At 52.3% G+C, this 15,822-nt stretch carries 14 protein-coding genes; 9 read left to right on the top strand and 5 right to left on the bottom strand.

Annotation, left to right across the window (positions count from 1 at the left end):
* Positions 1-17: 17 nt before the first annotated feature.
* The 4 genes from NSU01_RS30575 to NSU01_RS30560 all read right to left on the bottom strand — a co-directional run bounded on the left by NSU01_RS30575 (position 18) and on the right by NSU01_RS30560 (position 6,122).
* On the bottom strand, positions 18-1,052 hold the full coding sequence (locus NSU01_RS30575) for a HAMP domain-containing sensor histidine kinase (protein ID WP_076247721.1): 1,035 nt from the start codon (positions 1,050-1,052) through the stop codon (positions 18-20).
* Positions 1,049-1,735 carry a response regulator transcription factor gene (locus NSU01_RS30570; RefSeq protein ID WP_076247719.1) on the bottom strand — a complete coding sequence of 229 codons (687 nt, stop codon included), beginning with the start codon at positions 1,733-1,735 and terminating at the stop codon, positions 1,049-1,051. The genes NSU01_RS30575 and NSU01_RS30570 overlap by 4 nt, the downstream gene beginning before the upstream one ends.
* 167 nt (positions 1,736-1,902) lie before the next feature.
* Entirely contained in the window at positions 1,903-4,272 is a 2,370-nt protein-coding gene (locus tag NSU01_RS30565) for an exosporium glycoprotein BclB-related protein (RefSeq protein WP_083705713.1), read from the bottom strand.
* The gene (locus tag NSU01_RS30560; RefSeq protein WP_083705712.1) at positions 4,269-6,122 is read right to left on the bottom strand and encodes a glycosyltransferase; all 1,854 of its coding nucleotides are present in this window, start codon (positions 6,120-6,122) and stop codon (positions 4,269-4,271) included. The genes NSU01_RS30565 and NSU01_RS30560 overlap by 4 nt, the downstream gene beginning before the upstream one ends.
* Before the next feature lie 288 nt (positions 6,123-6,410).
* On the opposite strand from NSU01_RS30560, the gene NSU01_RS30555 reads away from it, so the two are divergent.
* From NSU01_RS30555 to NSU01_RS30525, 7 genes are all read left to right on the top strand, one after another.
* A complete protein-coding gene (locus tag NSU01_RS30555; RefSeq protein ID WP_076247717.1) occupies positions 6,411-6,710 on the top strand; it encodes a hypothetical protein in 300 nt (99 codons plus the stop codon).
* A gap of 47 nt (positions 6,711-6,757) precedes the next feature.
* Positions 6,758-7,435 (top strand): PspA/IM30 family protein, encoded by a 678-nt coding sequence (locus NSU01_RS30550; RefSeq protein ID WP_042239590.1) that lies wholly within the window; start codon positions 6,758-6,760, stop codon positions 7,433-7,435.
* A gap of 4 nt (positions 7,436-7,439) precedes the next feature.
* Entirely contained in the window at positions 7,440-7,916 is a 477-nt protein-coding gene (locus NSU01_RS30545) for a PspC domain-containing protein (protein WP_042139929.1), read from the top strand.
* 3 nt (positions 7,917-7,919) lie between these two features.
* Complete coding sequence (locus tag NSU01_RS30540) at positions 7,920-8,627, top strand: PspA/IM30 family protein (protein ID WP_039307345.1); 708 nt, start codon at positions 7,920-7,922, stop codon at positions 8,625-8,627.
* Between the two features lie 298 nt (positions 8,628-8,925).
* The gene (gene liaF, locus NSU01_RS30535; protein WP_039307347.1) at positions 8,926-9,573 is read left to right on the top strand and encodes a cell wall-active antibiotics response protein LiaF; all 648 of its coding nucleotides are present in this window, start codon (positions 8,926-8,928) and stop codon (positions 9,571-9,573) included.
* A 46-nt stretch (positions 9,574-9,619) separates the two neighbouring features.
* Positions 9,620-10,654: a sensor histidine kinase gene (locus NSU01_RS30530; protein ID WP_076247715.1), complete on the top strand. Its 1,035-nt coding sequence runs from the start codon at positions 9,620-9,622 to the stop codon at positions 10,652-10,654.
* Positions 10,655-10,669: 15 nt separating this feature from the next.
* The gene (locus NSU01_RS30525) at positions 10,670-11,329 is read left to right on the top strand and encodes a response regulator transcription factor (protein WP_144026191.1); all 660 of its coding nucleotides are present in this window, start codon (positions 10,670-10,672) and stop codon (positions 11,327-11,329) included.
* A 69-nt stretch (positions 11,330-11,398) separates the two neighbouring features.
* On the opposite strand, the gene NSU01_RS30520 is transcribed toward NSU01_RS30525, so the two are convergent.
* Complete coding sequence (locus tag NSU01_RS30520) at positions 11,399-12,733, bottom strand: MATE family efflux transporter (protein WP_076247713.1); 1,335 nt, start codon at positions 12,731-12,733, stop codon at positions 11,399-11,401.
* Positions 12,734-12,959: 226 nt separating this feature from the next.
* Here NSU01_RS30520 and NSU01_RS30515 point away from each other — a divergent pair, with 226 nt between their 5' ends.
* Complete coding sequence (locus tag NSU01_RS30515) at positions 12,960-13,781, top strand: YwmB family TATA-box binding protein (RefSeq protein WP_076247711.1); 822 nt, start codon at positions 12,960-12,962, stop codon at positions 13,779-13,781.
* A 270-nt stretch (positions 13,782-14,051) separates the two neighbouring features.
* Complete coding sequence (zwf, locus tag NSU01_RS30510) at positions 14,052-15,602, top strand: glucose-6-phosphate dehydrogenase (protein ID WP_039307355.1); 1,551 nt, start codon at positions 14,052-14,054, stop codon at positions 15,600-15,602.
* The last annotated feature ends 220 nt before the right edge of the window (positions 15,603-15,822 follow it).

The raw sequence follows: 15,822 nt of genomic DNA, 5'->3' as shown, positions 1-15,822 counted from the left end.
TGACGGAATGGACATATTCAGCATAGCGGCAGGAAGATCGAGAACACAGTGCCTTGCCCGGGCACAGATGCAGCCTTCATATGTCCGCCTTGTGCAGTGATAATCTCCCGCGCCAGGAATAGTCCTATTCCCACGCCATCTATATCGCGCACATTATTTCCCCGGTAGAACCGCTTGAAGATTTGGGGCAGCTCTTCCTGGGAGATTCCCCGGCCGGTATCTGCGATATCCAGGCGTACAAACATCTCATTCGCTTCAGCGGTGATATGGATGCTGCCTCCCGCTCCTGTATATTTCACGGCGTTCTCCAGCAGATTGAATAACACCTCGGTTGTCCACTTGGAGTCATGGTGCGCGGTGATGTGGGCTTCACAGCTTATACTGATAGTGATACAGCTGCTCTCTGCCTGGATGAAAATCTGCGAAACTGCTTCAGAAACGGCGCGGATCACAGGAGAAGACACCATGTGCAAAGAAATCATGCCCGTCTCAAGTCTGGACAGCTTGACCAGGGATTGGATCAGCCAGTCGAGCTTTTCCGACTGCTTTTTAACTTGGAGAACAAGCGGGAGCGCATGCTCATCATGCACCAGATTTTCCTCAAGCAGCTGGCTGTAAATCATAATATTGGATAACGGTGTTTTGGTCTGATGGGAGATATCGGAGATCAGTTCTTTAATTTTATTCTTTTCCGTCTCCAGATTCTGTCCGTTCACTCTGGCAATCTCTATGTACCGCATTAATTTATGTTCTATGGAGGAGAGAAGGGTTTCTTCATAATTATAGTTGGGCTCACGCCCGAGAGTAGCGTTGTCTACCAGTATCTCTACCTGTCCCATAAAAGAAGTGAGCTGTTGCCTGAGCGACCAGGACCAGGCCCCTCCAAGGATCAGCATGCAGAGTATAAACAGAAGGGAGAGTCCGAGGATGAATGAGCCAGTGGTATCCAGTAATATAATACAAGTCACATAAGCCAGCACCAGAATGATAAAAGCCGCAGCAAACCCCAGATTTACCAGCCGGGTATGCGGCAGTCGTTCTTGTCCCTTCATAGAATCGGCCCTTCTGTCCATGTATACCCTAAACCATAAACGGTCTTAATATATTGGGGCGAGGAGGGTTCAGCTTCGATTTTGGCCCGCAATCTTTTGATCGCTACCGTCAATGCGTTCTCATCCACGAAGACAGCCTCCTGGCTCCACGTTTTGTCGATCAGCTGCTCTCGGGTCAGAATGTTGCCTCTGTTCACTACCAGTATGCGCAGCAGTTTCTGTTCGGACTTGCTCAGCAGCAGGGGGCGGCTATTCTTGAAATATTCCATTTTGCCAAAATCAAATTCCAGCGGTCCGATAACGATCCTGTCACTGGCAGGTGCATCGCTCCTTCTCAGGACGGCCATTACCCGGGCCCGCAGAATCATCAGACTGAATGGCTTCGTAATATAGTCATCAGCTCCCAGCGCAAAGCCGGTAACAATATCCGGCTCCATGTCGTTGGCTGTCAGAAATATAATCGGCACTTGTGAGGTTCGGCGGATTCTCTCGCAGTAATCGAGTCCGCTTCCGTCCGGAAGATTCACATCCAGCAGAATGAGATCTATCTGGGTTGAGGATATAATCTGATCAGCCATCGCCACAGAATAGGCCTGCTCTATAATTAAGTCATTTTGAGCCAAGGACAGGGCGATTCCCTTGTTCAGGCTTCGGTCATCTTCAACGATCAGCAGTGTCTTCATGGGCGTAACTCCTTTGTGTGGATGAAGCGTTATCTCAATATTATGGCCATGACTGGGAGATCCTGCAAGAGAATATGATGCCGTATAATTTGGAAGGGACAGTAAAAAAAGCTGATCCCCAGCAGAATATCTGCTAAGAATCAGCTTTTAATTAATAAAATGAATTATCAGGGAGGTGTTGGTACAGTTGCCGGCATCGAAATATTGAGACCGCCGCTCATGTATCCTTGAACAGTATTGTTAAGGCTGAGACCTGCCGCGGATGCTGAATATACCATAAGCAGGCGCGTTTGTGCTGTAACAGGAATAGATAGGCCTGTAATTATACCGGAAGAGACGGATCCTACGGATATTATTCCTGTAAGCGAGGGAGACAATGTCATTGCAGTTCCAGGTACAGGCACGAATGTATTGTTGGGCGTTGTACTCGCGTACAGTTGGGCTGTAATAGTTACCGTAGTTCCCACCAGAGAAAGTGCTTGTGTTGTACTGAAATATCCGCTTAGGGATGTAATGGTTCCGGCACTTGGTACAGAAAAGGCATAATTGAGATTTGTGCCGCTTGCTCCGGTTAAATCAATAGTTCCTGAGGTAACGGATACGCCGCTTACTGAGCTTCCGAAGCCAATCAGTGCGCCAGTGCCTGGCAAACCGCCTGCTATCGTAGTTACAGTAGCAGGGTTTCCTGAAGAAAACGGGATATAGGCATTTGCGCTAGCCCCTGGAGTACCAGTGGCGCCAGTCGCCCCGGTGGCTCCTGTAACACCGGTAGCCCCGGTAGCCCCGGTAGCCCCGGTAGCGCCAGTTACGCCAGTGGCACCAGTAGCGCCGGTGACTCCATCTTCGCCAGTAGCACCAGTAGCGCCAGTGGTTCCTTCTTCGCCCGCAGGCCCCGTAACGCCAGTGGCTCCTGTAGCGCCCGTTGCCCCAGTAGTTCCATCTTCGCCCGCAGGCCCTGTAACGCCAGTGGCTCCTGTAGCGCCCGTTGCCCCAGTAGCTCCATCTTCGCCCGCAGGTCCAGTAGCGCCAGTGGCTCCTGTAGCGCCCGTTGCCCCCGTTGCCCCAGTAGCTCCCTCTTCGCCCGCAGGGCCGGTAGCGCCAGTGGCTCCTGTAGCGCCCGTTGCCCCAGTAGCTCCTTCTTCGCCGGCAGGTCCGGTAACGCCAGTGGCTCCTGTAGCGCCCTTTGCCCCCGTTGCCCCAGTAGCTCCCTCTTCGCCCGCAGGGCCGGTAGCCCCAGTGGCGCCTTCTTCACCGGCTGGGCCGGTTGCCCCAGTAGCCCCAGTAGCGCCGACTTCGCCGGCGGGCCCCGTTGCCCCGGCAGGCCCCGTGGTTCCGGTTACGCCGGTCTCACCTGCCGGGCCCGTTGCACCTGTTGCGCCTATTTCACCGATAGGACCGGCAGACCCCGTCGCACCAGTCGCCCCGATTGCTCCTTGGTTTCCTGAGGAGCCAGCGCTGCCTGTTGCTCCGGTTGTACCCGTTGCGCCAGTCGCCCCTGTAGCGCCAGTCGCCCCCGTAGCACCCACCAGGCCTGCTGCACCAGTCGCTCCGGTTTCGCCTTTTGGCGCCGGCAGCGTAATTTCTGCCTTGGTAATGTCGGCGATTTCAATATAAGAAGCTGCTCCGTTACTGTAGATTGCCGTGATGGGCTGCCCGGCGGCTATATCAGAAGCGGAAGCTCCGCCAGTGCCGAAGATCAGTGTTGTGCTGTCAATCTTAAGGTTCACGACTTGACCAGCTTCTGTCAGTACACCAATCTGGCTGCCAGTCAGGCTGACGACGGTGCCGCGGGCAACAGTTCCGGATTGGGCTGGTGCATATCTTTCCGCCAAGCTGAAAATAGCTGCCGCCTGGGCACGGGTCACATCAGCGGTAGGTCTGAACGTTTTATCCTCGAAGCCTTGGACTACTTTTAACTGGGAAGCTGCATTGATATAGCCGGTAGCCCAAGCGGAAATTTGATTCTCGTCATTGAAGGGGAGTGGTTCGCTGGCCAGGGCAAGTGCTTCATTCTCCTTGTCGAGCAGACGGATCACAAGTTTAGTCAGCCACTCGCGGCTGGCATTCTGTGTTCCCCAGCCCGAAGCGGCTTCCTCTTCAGGTTTAATTAAACCTTCATTAATAGCGGTCTGCACCCAGGCACTTGCCCAATCACTGACTTCAAGCGAAGAACTGGCCGAAGTGCCGGAAGGCTCCTCTGTGCCCAGGAAACGGACAGCCATAATTGCAGCTTCCTGATGAGTCAGCGGCGCCTTTGGATTGAAGTTCCCGGTGGTATCTCCCTCCGCAAACCCCAAAGCGGCGATTTTCATTACATATTTGTACATCCACGAGCTGCTGCTTACATCATTGAAGGCTTTCTTTTCAGCTGCGGAGGCAATGCCTGTACCGCCGAATCCGGCACTGGGCAGCACGGCTGTTACCTGGCTAAGCACCATAACCGCCATTGAGGTTTTTACTAAAGCGGGTTTGATATCCTTTTTGGAGTTTTCGCTGCCGTGGGCGATTTCTGTATAGCGGGTTGTTGCTTTTTTCATCGAGTAGTTCCCCCTAAAGTATATGTTTGTCTTGCAACGCCCAGGCCGGTGAAGTAGGCTCTGTTCGCCAGCACTTTGCTGTCAAAAGGAATGTGTTCCGCAGCCATTTCGTTATGGGCACTGGCCCGTTCATATTGGCCGATGCGGTCATAACAGACACAGAGCTGCAGATGCGGCAGCCAGCTCCAGCAGGCATGCTGGAGAATGGCGTAATTGTCCAGCGGCTTGGTTAATTCGCTCGCCATTTTGTACCAGAAGATGGCTTTGCTGAAGTCGTTCTCCAGCATGTACAGGCTGCCAAGCCGGCAGCAATTCTCTGCGCGGGGCAGATCATAAGAGAAAGACTGGAGCGCTTTAGCTTTGGCCTGTTGTTCATTGCCAAGCTCCCGGTAGCAATCGGAGAGGCTTCCGCAGGCATTGATCCGGTCCTCGATCCAGCTGTCTACCTGCTGCAGGAACATTTCATAGAAAGAGATGGCTTTGTCCCATTGCTTATGTTCCCTCAGCTCATTGGCGAAGTAGAACAGATCCCGGGTGGAGAAAATCTCCCCGGCCGCATGACGGCTCTCGTAGATATTCAGGTTGCGGTCAGAATTCCCGTGGACTCTGCCATGGGTGATGGAAATATCCGAACGTCGCACCTTGCCGCTAACCTCCAGGTATTCATGGACGATACCGATCCAGCGGAAGCCGTTCTCCCGCTTGACCAGGCGGTTGCGTGTAAGGCTGGAGGTGACATTACCATGCTCGTCAAAGGCCAGATTGTAATTCATGGATACCGCGTCCGTATCCCATTCCAAGGCGCTCTTCAAGGTGCTGAACTTCTCGGCATCTGCAGGCAGCAGAATATCATCAGCATCCATCCAGAGCAGGTAATCCTGTGTCGCCAGGCTGAAGGCATAATTCCGCGCTTTGGCAAAATCGTTGACCCATGTGAAATCAGCTACCTTGTCCGTGTAGCGCAGAGCAATTTCCCTGGTGCGGTCTGTTGAACCAGTATCCACAATGATGATCTCATCCACCAGTCCTGAGACACTGTCCAGACAGCGTTCAAGAGTGGCTTCCTCGTTCTTGACAATCATGCAGAGACTCACGGTGACGCTGCGTTTCATTTCATATAGAGCACTTGTAATATCGAGGCCCCATTTCCTGCGGGCTTTTTCTTTATTGGCAATCAGCTGTGCGTTGTACCAGCCGGGCGATTCCGGGAACAGCGGTGGAGGCTGGATATAGCGCACGAAGCAGTCCAGGGCGATCTGCAGACTGTATCCTGCCTGGAGCGCACGGTAGCATAGATCGTCATCCTCGTAGCATTCCAGTCCGAATTGTTCATCGAAGCCTCCGAGCTGACCGAAGGCATCACGGCGCATGAGCAGCAGATGGCTTAGCAGCCGGGTTGTGGTCTTGGCTTGTCCGGCTTTGGAGAGTGCGAACGATCTGGCGATATGATCCAGCTGCTCCATCTCTGTACAGATCACCGGAAGTCTTTGCGGGCCGCTAACATCATTGCTGACAGGGCCGATCATCGCTGCCTGCGGGTGCTGCCGGGCACAGCCGGTCAGGCTGGACAGCCATTCTTCAGACACAATCATATGGTCACGCATGAATACAAGGTATTCACCAGCCGCAAAGGATGCGCCCAGATTGTATCCTCCGGACACGCCGATACGTTCCTTGGACGAGAAGGAGCGCGCTTTTTTATGGAGAGTTAAATAGCTGCTGATCTCTTCACCGCCGCCATCGTTAATCACAATCAGCTCATAGGGGGCTTCCGTAAATAACTCAATACTGGCCAGGCATGATTTAAGTAATCGAAGATGTTGGGCCAATATGATAATGGATACTTGCATTCAATCCCTCCATTTGATTTGAAATGATATATATCACACTCTATCACAGTAAAGTGGACATATTCTGGACATTATCCGACAAAAGTCTTCATTATAATGTAGAGTCCAACAATAGTTGTGTAGCTTTATGCAAGATGAATTATTTCCCGAGCCCCGCAGTCTGCGGTCGTGCATAAGTCCCCGACTAAGGTCCAGTACATAAAACCGTCCACAGTCTGTTTTGAAAATCTGCGGTTTACCCTAGAATAAGGTTATAAGAAAGAGATCAGCGAAAGGCGGTGAGAAAAAATGCAAAGAAAAGGTAACGGACTTGCGATTGTGCTGATTGCAATTGGAGCGGTAATGCTGTTAGGGATTTTGCCTCATTTGATTCACGGCATCTTCGGCATCCTGTTCCCGGTATTGCTGGTGGTTCTCGGATACTACGGAATTAAGAGCGGAAGCAAGATTATCGGCTGGGTGGTAATGTTCATCGGTATCATGTCCCTGCTCTCCAAGCTTTCCTGGATTATCGGACCGCTGCTCGGTGTGGCGCTGGTAGTGTGGGGCATCTCGGTACTCCGGGGTAAGCGGAGCAGAACATACTAAGAGGTAGAACAATTACTTAATTAGAAGCAGGGAGGGAACAGGAAATCATGAGTGTTTTTCGCAGAATGAGGGATATCACCGTAGCCAACTTGAATGAACGCCTGGAGCAGAGTCAGGATCCCGTGAAGCTGATTGATCAATTTCTACATTCAACCCGTGAGGAAATTGGGGAGGCTGAGCGGCTGTACCAGCAGTACGCTTCCCATACGAAGCAATTGCAGCAGCAGGTGAATCAGGCAACCGCCATGAGAAACAAACGTGAAGAGCAGGCACTCCTCGCGCTCAAGGCCGGCGAAGATCATCTCGCCAAACTGGCACTGCAGGAGAAAATTATCCACGAGGAAAAGCTGGAGCAATACAGCGGGCTGCTGGAAACCAGCCAGCAATCACTCTTTGAGCTTGAAAGCCAGTTGAATGAACTCAAAATTGAGTATCAGACAGTGTACAGCAAACGCCAGTTCTATGCAGCCCGGATGGAATCACTTCGGCTGCAGCAGCGCATGAATCAAAGAGCGAGTGCTTACGGCGGCGGTGATGTTCCCAAGATGTTCGGCCGTCTGGAGGACAAGATGACCGATTGGGAGCTGGAAGCCAAAAGCCTGAGCGATTTGCGGCGGATGGGACAGGAATACGCAGTGCAGGCCGGTGAGACGGTGGCGACCGTGCTCGAAAGAGAAATGGCCCGCCTGAAGGAGAAGCTGAACAATGATGGCAGAAAGGAGTAGTACTATGACCCGATTGTACCGTTCAACCAGAGACAGGGTAATGACAGGGCTGGCAGGCGGATTGTCCGAGACACTCGGCATCGACTCCACACTGTTCAGAATTCTGCTGGTGGTCAGTATTCCTTTTAGCGGAGGAGCCACCATCCTGGTGTACCTTATCGCAGCAATGGTAATTCCCAAGGAGCCTACCCAGTACAATCCCTTCGGACCTGGACCCGGTGCGCCGGGCGGCCCATACGGCGGTCCTTACTCAGGCAGACCTGAGCATGGCCGCGGACCGCAGGGACCTCAGGGACAACAAGGATATGGCCCATACGGCGGACAGCCTGGCTATAATCCCGGCTATGACAAAGCGGGCGCTTACACGGCTCCCGATTCCGGTCTGGATGCCATGATGAAGGATATTGAGAAGAAGGCACTGCAAAAAGAAGTAGAAGAGCTCAAACAAAAACTGTCTAAATACGAGAAGGGAGAAGTGTAAATTATGGGAGTATTCAAACGGATTAAAGATATGACTAAAGCGTCGGTAAACGACATGTTGGATAAGGTAGAGGACCCAATCGTAATGCTGAATCAATATCTGCGCGATATGGAGGCTGAGATTCATGAGGCTGAAGTAACGGTAGCGAAGCAGATGGCCAACGAACGCCGTATGAAGCAGCGTGTGGATGAAGCTGCTAAGGTATCCGGACAGCGTGCAGCACAAGCGGAACTTGCGCTTAAGAACGGCCAGGAGGAAGTTACCCGCAAGCTGCTGGAAGAGAAGATTTATTTCGACCAGAAGCATGTTGAATACAGCGAGCTTCACGCCCAGGCTGAGGTTCAAGCCAAGGAACTGGTGCAGCAGCTTCATGATATGAAGGATGAGTTCTACAAGCTGCGCAACAAACGTAATGAACTGGTCTCCCGCGCTCAAATGGCCAAAGCCAAGAAGCAAATGTCCCAGATCAGCAGTGTACATTCCATTGAAAGCGGAAGTGCATCCCTTGGATTCCACCGCATGGAAGAAAAGATCATGCAGCTTGAAGCGGAAGCAGATGTTATGCGTGCTCCGTATAGCCCTTCGGCAACCGCATATGCTAAGCCGGTAGATCCTGAGAAGCAGCTCAAAGTGGAAGAACAGCTCGCAGCACTCAAGAGCAAGCTGAATTCTGCTCCGGCAGCTCCTTCACTAGATAAAAAAGAAGAATAATGCCTGTTCCTAAAGAATAGGCAGATATGATATGCTGAACAAGGTAAAGCCATACGGTATGGATTCTCCATACCGGTATGGCTTTTGTAGCGGGAAGCGGTTATAGCTGCAGATAAGCTGAGGCTTACGAAGTCAGCTTGGCAAAACTTAGATTATGCTTACGAAGTCAGTTTTGCTTCAAATATAAGAATTTATATGCTGGCATGATAACTTATCCTTCTATTTCTCGCTGAAACGCACCGTCCCTTAAAAGACGGCGTAGCTGTTTCTGCTTGGCAAAACTTTAAGGAGGTGCGGAATGGATAAACGGAACCGTTTGATTGCCATCGGACTGATTGGTGTCGGCTGCTTGATGATTTTTGGCAAATGGATCGGCTTCTTCTCCATTGTCGCACTCCTGTTCCTGCTGCTGGGGATTTACCGGACAACGTCAGGCAAGGTGAAGCAGGGGTATAAGCTTCTGGGGATCGGCGCGGTGCTGCTGCTGCTGGACCATCTGCTGCTGGTGCTTGGAATCTGCCTGATTTCGCTGGGGATGTTCTTTGTCAAATCCAAAAGAATGCAGCGCAAGGCCGGGTTTATGCAGAAGCAAAGCTTCTCTTCCAGATTCGACTGGGATCTCTCGCCGTGGGTCATGCGCAGCCTCAGTGCCTGGCATGTGCTGGGTGAGGCGGATGTGGATCTTTCGCTGGCGATGGCGGAAGAACAAGAGACAATTATGCTGTTCCAGGGTATTTTTGGTGATGTGGATATTCTGATGTCCGAGGATTACGGGGTAGAGATCGAGGCCTTCGTGCTGTTCGGCTCTATTGAATCCGGCAGTCACCGGGACACAGGGATGCTGAACCGGCTGAACTGGAAGTCACCCAACTACGACAGCAGTGAGCATAAAGTGAAATTCAATATCTCATATCTGATGGGTGATCTCGACATACGGTTTCCCTGATGAATACAGCATATGAGCAGAGAGATGGAAGGGAGGGCTCCCGGGCATGGGCAAAAAAAGCAGTAACATGGTAACGCGCAGTATGGGCGAGGGGGCTCTGTTCTCTTTGATCATGCTGCTTGTTATTACATACATTATGTATACATATGGATTATTACAGCCGTTTGAGGACTGGAAGGTCGGCGTGAGAACGGCAATGACGCTGATTCTGCTGCCGATGGCCTTCGGCATCGGGTACGGGTTCTATCAGGGCTTCCGCAGCAAGCGCAAGCTGGAGCTGCTGCGGGCGACACTGGTAGCCTGGGAGAAGGGCAACCTCACCCCGGTAATGCCGGATCTGGGCCATGATGAGCTGGGCCGGCTCGGGGAACAGCTCGGACGGATCGGCGGCAAGTGGGAGAATCAGGTGACTACGCTGCAGCGGCTCTCCACCAATAATGCCAAGCTTGCCGAGCAAGCCCGGGTGACGGCGATTATCGAGGAACGCCAGCGGCTGGCACGCGAGCTGCATGATGCCGTATCCCAGCAGCTGTTCGCGATCTCGATGACGGCGACGGCTGTAGGCCGGACGCTGGAGAAGGATTTCGACAAGGCGCAGCGGCAAATTGCGCTGATTGAGGAGATGTCCGCCGTAGCCCAGTCGGAGATGCGGGCACTGCTGCTGCACCTGCGGCCGGTATATCTGGAAGGCAAGGGGCTGGAGCAGGGGCTGCAGGAGCTGATCAAGGAACTGAAGATCAAGGTTCCGATTGATATTGTGTTCGAGATGGATCAGGGCGTGCAGCTGCTCAAAGGCGTCGAGAATCATTTGTTCCGCATTGTGCAAGAGGCGATTTCGAACACGCTGCGCCATGCCAAAGCGGAGAAGATGGAGATCCGCCTGCACCGCCGCGGCGATACGGTCCGTCTGACGCTGCGTGATGACGGGATCGGCTTTGAGCTGGATGAGAGCAAGCAGACATCCTACGGACTTTCGAATATGCAGGAGCGGATAACGGAGATCGGGGGCTCGATCCAGTTCATCACCGCTCCCGGCAAAGGAATGCGGATTGATATTACCGTACCGGTAGTCAATGAATAGGGGGCAAGGGTAACCATGGAGATGGAGGAAGCGGAAGCGATCAAGGTCCTGCTGGTGGACGATCACGAAATGGTCCGGATCGGACTTGCTGCGGTGCTTGGCACCGAGGATGGGATTGAAGTTGTAGGTGAAGCCGGAAGCGGCGAAGAAGGAATCCGGCTGGCACAGGAATATAATCCGGATGTGGTGCTGATGGATCTGGTGATGGACGGTATGGACGGGATCGAAACAACAAGACAGCTGCTGAAGCTGTACCCGGACTGCAAAGTTATAGTGCTGACCAGTTATTTGGATGATGAGAAAATGTATCCGGTCATTGAAGCCGGCGCGTTCAGCTATCTGCTCAAAACCTCGCGGGCCAGTGAAGTCGCCGATGCAATCCGGGCTGCCGCAAGAGGGCAGTCCGTGCTGGAATCACAAGTGGCTTCCAAAATGATGAACCGGTTCCGCTCGAATGCCAGAGGTGAATCTCCGGCCTACAAGGAACTTACCGAACGCGAGATGGAAGTACTGAAGCTGCTGGCCCAGGGCAAGTCCAATCAGGATATTGCCGATCAATTAATTATTGGAATCAAGACAGTGAAATTCCATGTCACGAATATTCTCGCCAAGCTGGGCGTCGAAGACCGGACCCAGGCGGCTATTTACGCATATAAGAATGGACTGGCGGAATAAAGCCGTAGACCATAGAAGCCATTACGCACTTTCAAGAGAAATCAGCCCTGGCCCGGGAGGGACGGGGAGTTATCTTGAAAGTGTTTTTGCGTGCGCGTAAGGCTCACGTCCTTGCAGTTTGTATACATAACCTAAGGATAAGAGCAGATAACTAACCCCAAACCCGAGATAGACACCGGTTAGTTCGAGCTTCCGGATACATATATAAATGATCACCAGGGATACTGCATACACCACCCCCGAGTACATAAGCACCCACTTCTCCAGGTCAATCGCCTGCAGGGTAGAGCGCATAATCATCTGCAGCCCGTTCATCAGATTCAGCGCCAGCGCCAGCGGAAGAACATGTTCCACTAGTGAGATGACAACGGCCTTATCTGTGATGATGGCGATAAGCGGATAGGAGAAGGAGATCACGATCAAGGTTAGCGGAATGCTGATCATTAACATAAGCTGGAGTGACAAATACGAATATTTGGTGTACCCTGCTTGCTGCTTGCCGTAGGCCTGGGCGGTAATTGTCATACAGCTGCCCGCGAAGCAGTACATGGGAATCATAATGATCTCAAGCAAAGTGGTCACAACGGTGTATGACGCGATGAATTCAGAATCCATTCTGGAGATGATCGCCATGATGCCCATTGCAAACAAAGTATATTCAATAAGGTCCTGAAGAGCCATGGGGAAGTAGAGTTTCAGCAGCTGCTTGGCAATGGGCCGGTTGATCTGAAGAGAGAAGCTGAATAAGCTGCTTTTGCGGAAAAAATAGATGCAGACTATAATGCTCGCACCATAGCCCGCGACAGAGCCGACAGCGGCGCCGCTCATACCCAGCGCAGGAAATCCCCATTTGCCGAAGACGAGCACATAATCGAAGAATATATTCACGATGCCTGCTGCCGCGAAACTGAATGTTAACAGCTTGGCTTGGTTGATGTTCTTGAAATAGGCTGAGAAATTAAACAGAACCATATTCATGCCCATGGTCATTCCGCTGATATACAAATAATGAGTGGCAGGTGCGAAATTCAGATCATAGACCGTGCCCAATATCCATCTGCCAGTCCCTAACAGCAGCAGTTCGAACAGGATGCCGATCATGATGGACATTGTCATGCTTGTATTAAAAGCTTGGCCAAACTTAGGAATATCATTGTTGCCAAAGAATCTTCCGCCGATGATGTTGAAGGCTGCGCATAGAATGCCGATCGTTCCGGTGATCAGAAAAATAAAAGATGAGGCGATGCCCACTGCGGCAAATTCTTCAACGCCAAGCCTGCCGATAATCGCCTGGTCGCCGAGCTGAAAGAGAAGCTGGAGGATCTGGAGGAAAAGCATAGGGACAACCAGATCGTTGATAAGCCGGAAGTCAGCGCTGTTTCGGTGAAACCACTTTTTAAGCATGCTGATTGAGTACCTCTTCTATGTTTATAATATGAATCCTATTAATGGAAATATAAACTAATAAATACTTCTATAGAAATGATTAAAATCTCATTACATTCCGAGTGAACTATGCAGCTGCCGGATCGGGAGTCTCAGACAGTCTCTCTCAGCGGGGTATATCTTTCTCTGAAGCTGGATATCCTGTCTAGTAGATTACTAGAACGGATTGAGAGGGAGATGCAGAGTGGGGAACAGAGGACAGAGCAGAGTGATACTGGTGCTGGCGGGCTTGTGTGTGGCGGTTATGCTGCTTAGCGGCTTCCGCAGCGCGGGGACAGCCGGAGGAAATGGCTTGCAGGAAGTATCTGCTGTGTCTGCGGTCACTGCTTCTACGGCCGGTGCGGGAGAGCTTCAGGATTCTCTGGCGCTGCTGACTACACTCGGCCGCGAGGTATCTGCTCCCGGGGCTCCGCTCCGGCTCGTATTGAAGTGGCAGGGAGAATATAGCGGAGAAGCTGCGGCAGACGCTACTGTACAGAACCTGTCTTCCCGGCTCGGACTCGGTGAAGTCAGCTCCTCTGATGAGGACGGGCATCTAACCTTACGTTCCTCCGCAGAACTCAGCGGAGGAGCGCAGGTCTCCCTGTTCTGGAGCGAGCTCGGCGGCGGACGGAGTTATTGCATCGTCACCTTCGAGACGGCGGATCTTCTGGGCTCGCCCAAGCTTCCGGCAGCAGCCGGAGACGCGGGAAAGGCGATGCTTCAGGCGGGTATTGCGGCAGAGTGGAACGTCTCGCTGCAGGCTCCGGCGAAGGAGCAGAGCGGACCTCAGGCTGCGCTCCTGGCCACAGAACAGAACCTTGCAGCGCAGCTCCCCGGCATTCATGCGGAAGAGAACTACGCAGATGAAACTACATCCAGCCGTTCGTATAGCGTGCCCGGCCTGCAGCGCACCGTCAGCAGCGGCGGACATGAGCTTGCGCTCCAGCTGGCGGTGCACAGGGACGGGAATGAGGACAGAAACCGTGTGACCCTCGGACTTCCGCTGATTACGATCGAATATTGAAGCCGGAGATTTCCGGGCTTACTCCGCAGCGGCTCCACGTTGCGGAGCTTTTGGCGGGGCGGTATAATATCGGTAGTATAAGCGGGAACATGTGAAAGCATAAGAAAGAGTAATGGAAAATTACGAAATCCCGAGAAAAACTGTCAGGAATGTGATAGCATCCTTAGTGCAATTATGATAAAATGACATCACGCCGTCATGCGTATTTTATATCATGAGCGGCGCTGAGAATGAATGTCAACTATATTACATACAGAGAGATGAGGAGCCATGGCTGAAAATCAAACCCTTGATGCACTGCATACACCCGGTGCTGTATTCTTTATCTTCGGGGCAACCGGAGATCTAGCCCGGCGTAAGCTTTTCCCGGCGATTTACAGTTTGTACCGTGAAGGCAAGCTGACACATGATTTTGCGGTAATTGGCGTGGCTCGGCGTCCCCGTACCCAGGATGAATTCCGGGAAGATGTGAAGGAATCCATCCGCGAGTTCTGCCGCTACCAGGCAGGAGATGCTGCGGAATGGAACGAGTTCGTGCAGCATTTCGAATACAAGTCTCTGGACATCAACAATATTGACGGTTTCCGTGAGCTGAATGCCCAGACGGAAGCGCTCGAAGAGAAGTTCCATATTCCGGGCAACCGCCTGTTCTATCTGGCGCTTGCACCTGAACTGTTCGGCAGTGTCTCCTTCAACCTGAAGGCTGGCGGCATGCTGCAGACCCGGGGCTGGAACCGTCTGGTGATCGAGAAGCCATTCGGCTACAATCTGGAATCCGCTGAACAGCTGAACGAGCAAATCCGCCAGGTGTTCAAGGAAGAAGAGATTTACCGGATTGACCATTACCTCGGTAAGGAAATGGTGCAGAATATTGAAGTGATCCGGTTCGCCAATGCTTTCTTCGAGCCGCTATGGAACAACAAGCATATCGCCAACATTCAGATCACACTCGGGGAAACCGTGGGTGTGGAAGAGCGCGGCGGGTATTACGATCATGCCGGAGCACTGCGCGATATGGGCCAGAACCATATTCTGCAGCTGCTGACAATGATCGCTATGGAACCGCCAAGCCGTCTGCTGGCTGAAGATATCCGTGATGAGAAAGTGAAGGTGCTCCGTTCGCTGCGTCCTTACGCTACTGCGGAAGAGGTTCGCGAGAACGTAGTGCGCGGTCAATACACGCAAGGGCTCTACAAGGGCAAGACCCTTCCGGCTTACCGCCAGGAAGATAAGGTGGACCCGGAATCGAATACGGAGACGTATTTCGCAGCCCGTGTATTTGTAGACAACTTCCGCTGGGCAGGGGTTCCCTTCTATATCCGTACCGGCAAACGTCTGCCTGTGAAGACTACGGAAGTGGTTGTAGAGTTCAAAGGAATGCCGACCAATGTTTATCTGGGCCAGAAGCATAATCTGGAGCCGAACCTGCTCGTAATCCGTGTGAATCCGATGGAAGGCATCTACGTGAAGATCAATGCCAAGAAGCCGGGCTCGGAATCGGAAATTCAGCCGCTGGCGATGGATTTCTGCCAGAGCTGCATGATCGGCATCAACTCGCCGGAAGCTTATGAGCGTCTGCTGCATGATGCTGCGCGCGGGGATTCCACTTACTTCACCCGCTGGGATGAAGTGTCCTCTGCCTGGTCCTTCGTGGACCGTATCGCCAAGGCATGGAAGGAAGAGAGCAACGATCTCGCTTCCTATCCTGCCGGCTCCTGGGGGCCGGTTGAAGCCGATCAGCTGCTGGCTGGCGAAGGCTTCCACTGGTGGCCGGTTAACGGCCAGGATGAAGATAATGTGGTTTGGCAGGTTAACCGCTAAGCCCTGAATAAGAGAACTGTTGGAGATCCCTCTGCATACGCTGCAGGGGGATCTTTTTGCGGAATAACGGATTTCCTGCGGACCTGCCAGCCGAATTTGCGCTAAAGTCGGAGTTTCTGTACATAATATTGCAAGATATTTGACTTGCGGAGCTTTTTTGTAGATAATGTTTGCCGGATTTTGCTATACTAAAAAGGATGCTTTCAAAATAAAGAATTTC

The sequence above is a fragment of the Paenibacillus sp. FSL H8-0259 genome (genome assembly GCF_037963255.1).
Classification (GTDB): Bacteria; Bacillota; Bacilli; order Paenibacillales; family Paenibacillaceae; genus Paenibacillus_AQ; species Paenibacillus_AQ phytohabitans.
The sequence above is the reverse complement of the archived record's forward strand: the minus strand, read 5'-3'. Positions and strand labels throughout refer to the sequence as shown.

Bases quoted from the DNA above. Each gene is read 5' to 3' on its own strand.
- NSU01_RS30545 (WP_042139929.1), top strand. From the start codon at position 7,440: ATGACCCGATTGTACCGTTCAACCAGAGACAGGGTAATGACAGGGCTG.
- NSU01_RS30520 (WP_076247713.1), bottom strand. From the start codon at position 12,733: ATGCTTAAAAAGTGGTTTCACCGAAACAGCGCTGACTTCCGGCTTATC.
- NSU01_RS30525 (WP_144026191.1), top strand. From the start codon at position 10,670: ATGGAGATGGAGGAAGCGGAAGCGATCAAGGTCCTGCTGGTGGACGAT.
- NSU01_RS30570 (WP_076247719.1), bottom strand. From the start codon at position 1,735: ATGAAGACACTGCTGATCGTTGAAGATGACCGAAGCCTGAACAAGGGA.
- NSU01_RS30560 (WP_083705712.1), bottom strand. From the start codon at position 6,122: ATGCAAGTATCCATTATCATATTGGCCCAACATCTTCGATTACTTAAA.
- NSU01_RS30530 (WP_076247715.1), top strand. From the start codon at position 9,620: ATGGGCAAAAAAAGCAGTAACATGGTAACGCGCAGTATGGGCGAGGGG.
- NSU01_RS30575 (WP_076247721.1), bottom strand. From the start codon at position 1,052: ATGAAGGGACAAGAACGACTGCCGCATACCCGGCTGGTAAATCTGGGG.
- NSU01_RS30565 (WP_083705713.1), bottom strand. From the start codon at position 4,272: ATGAAAAAAGCAACAACCCGCTATACAGAAATCGCCCACGGCAGCGAA.
- NSU01_RS30540 (WP_039307345.1), top strand. From the start codon at position 7,920: ATGGGAGTATTCAAACGGATTAAAGATATGACTAAAGCGTCGGTAAAC.
- liaF (WP_039307347.1), top strand. From the start codon at position 8,926: ATGGATAAACGGAACCGTTTGATTGCCATCGGACTGATTGGTGTCGGC.
- NSU01_RS30555 (WP_076247717.1), top strand. From the start codon at position 6,411: ATGCAAAGAAAAGGTAACGGACTTGCGATTGTGCTGATTGCAATTGGA.
- zwf (WP_039307355.1), top strand. From the start codon at position 14,052: ATGGCTGAAAATCAAACCCTTGATGCACTGCATACACCCGGTGCTGTA.
- NSU01_RS30550 (WP_042239590.1), top strand. From the start codon at position 6,758: ATGAGTGTTTTTCGCAGAATGAGGGATATCACCGTAGCCAACTTGAAT.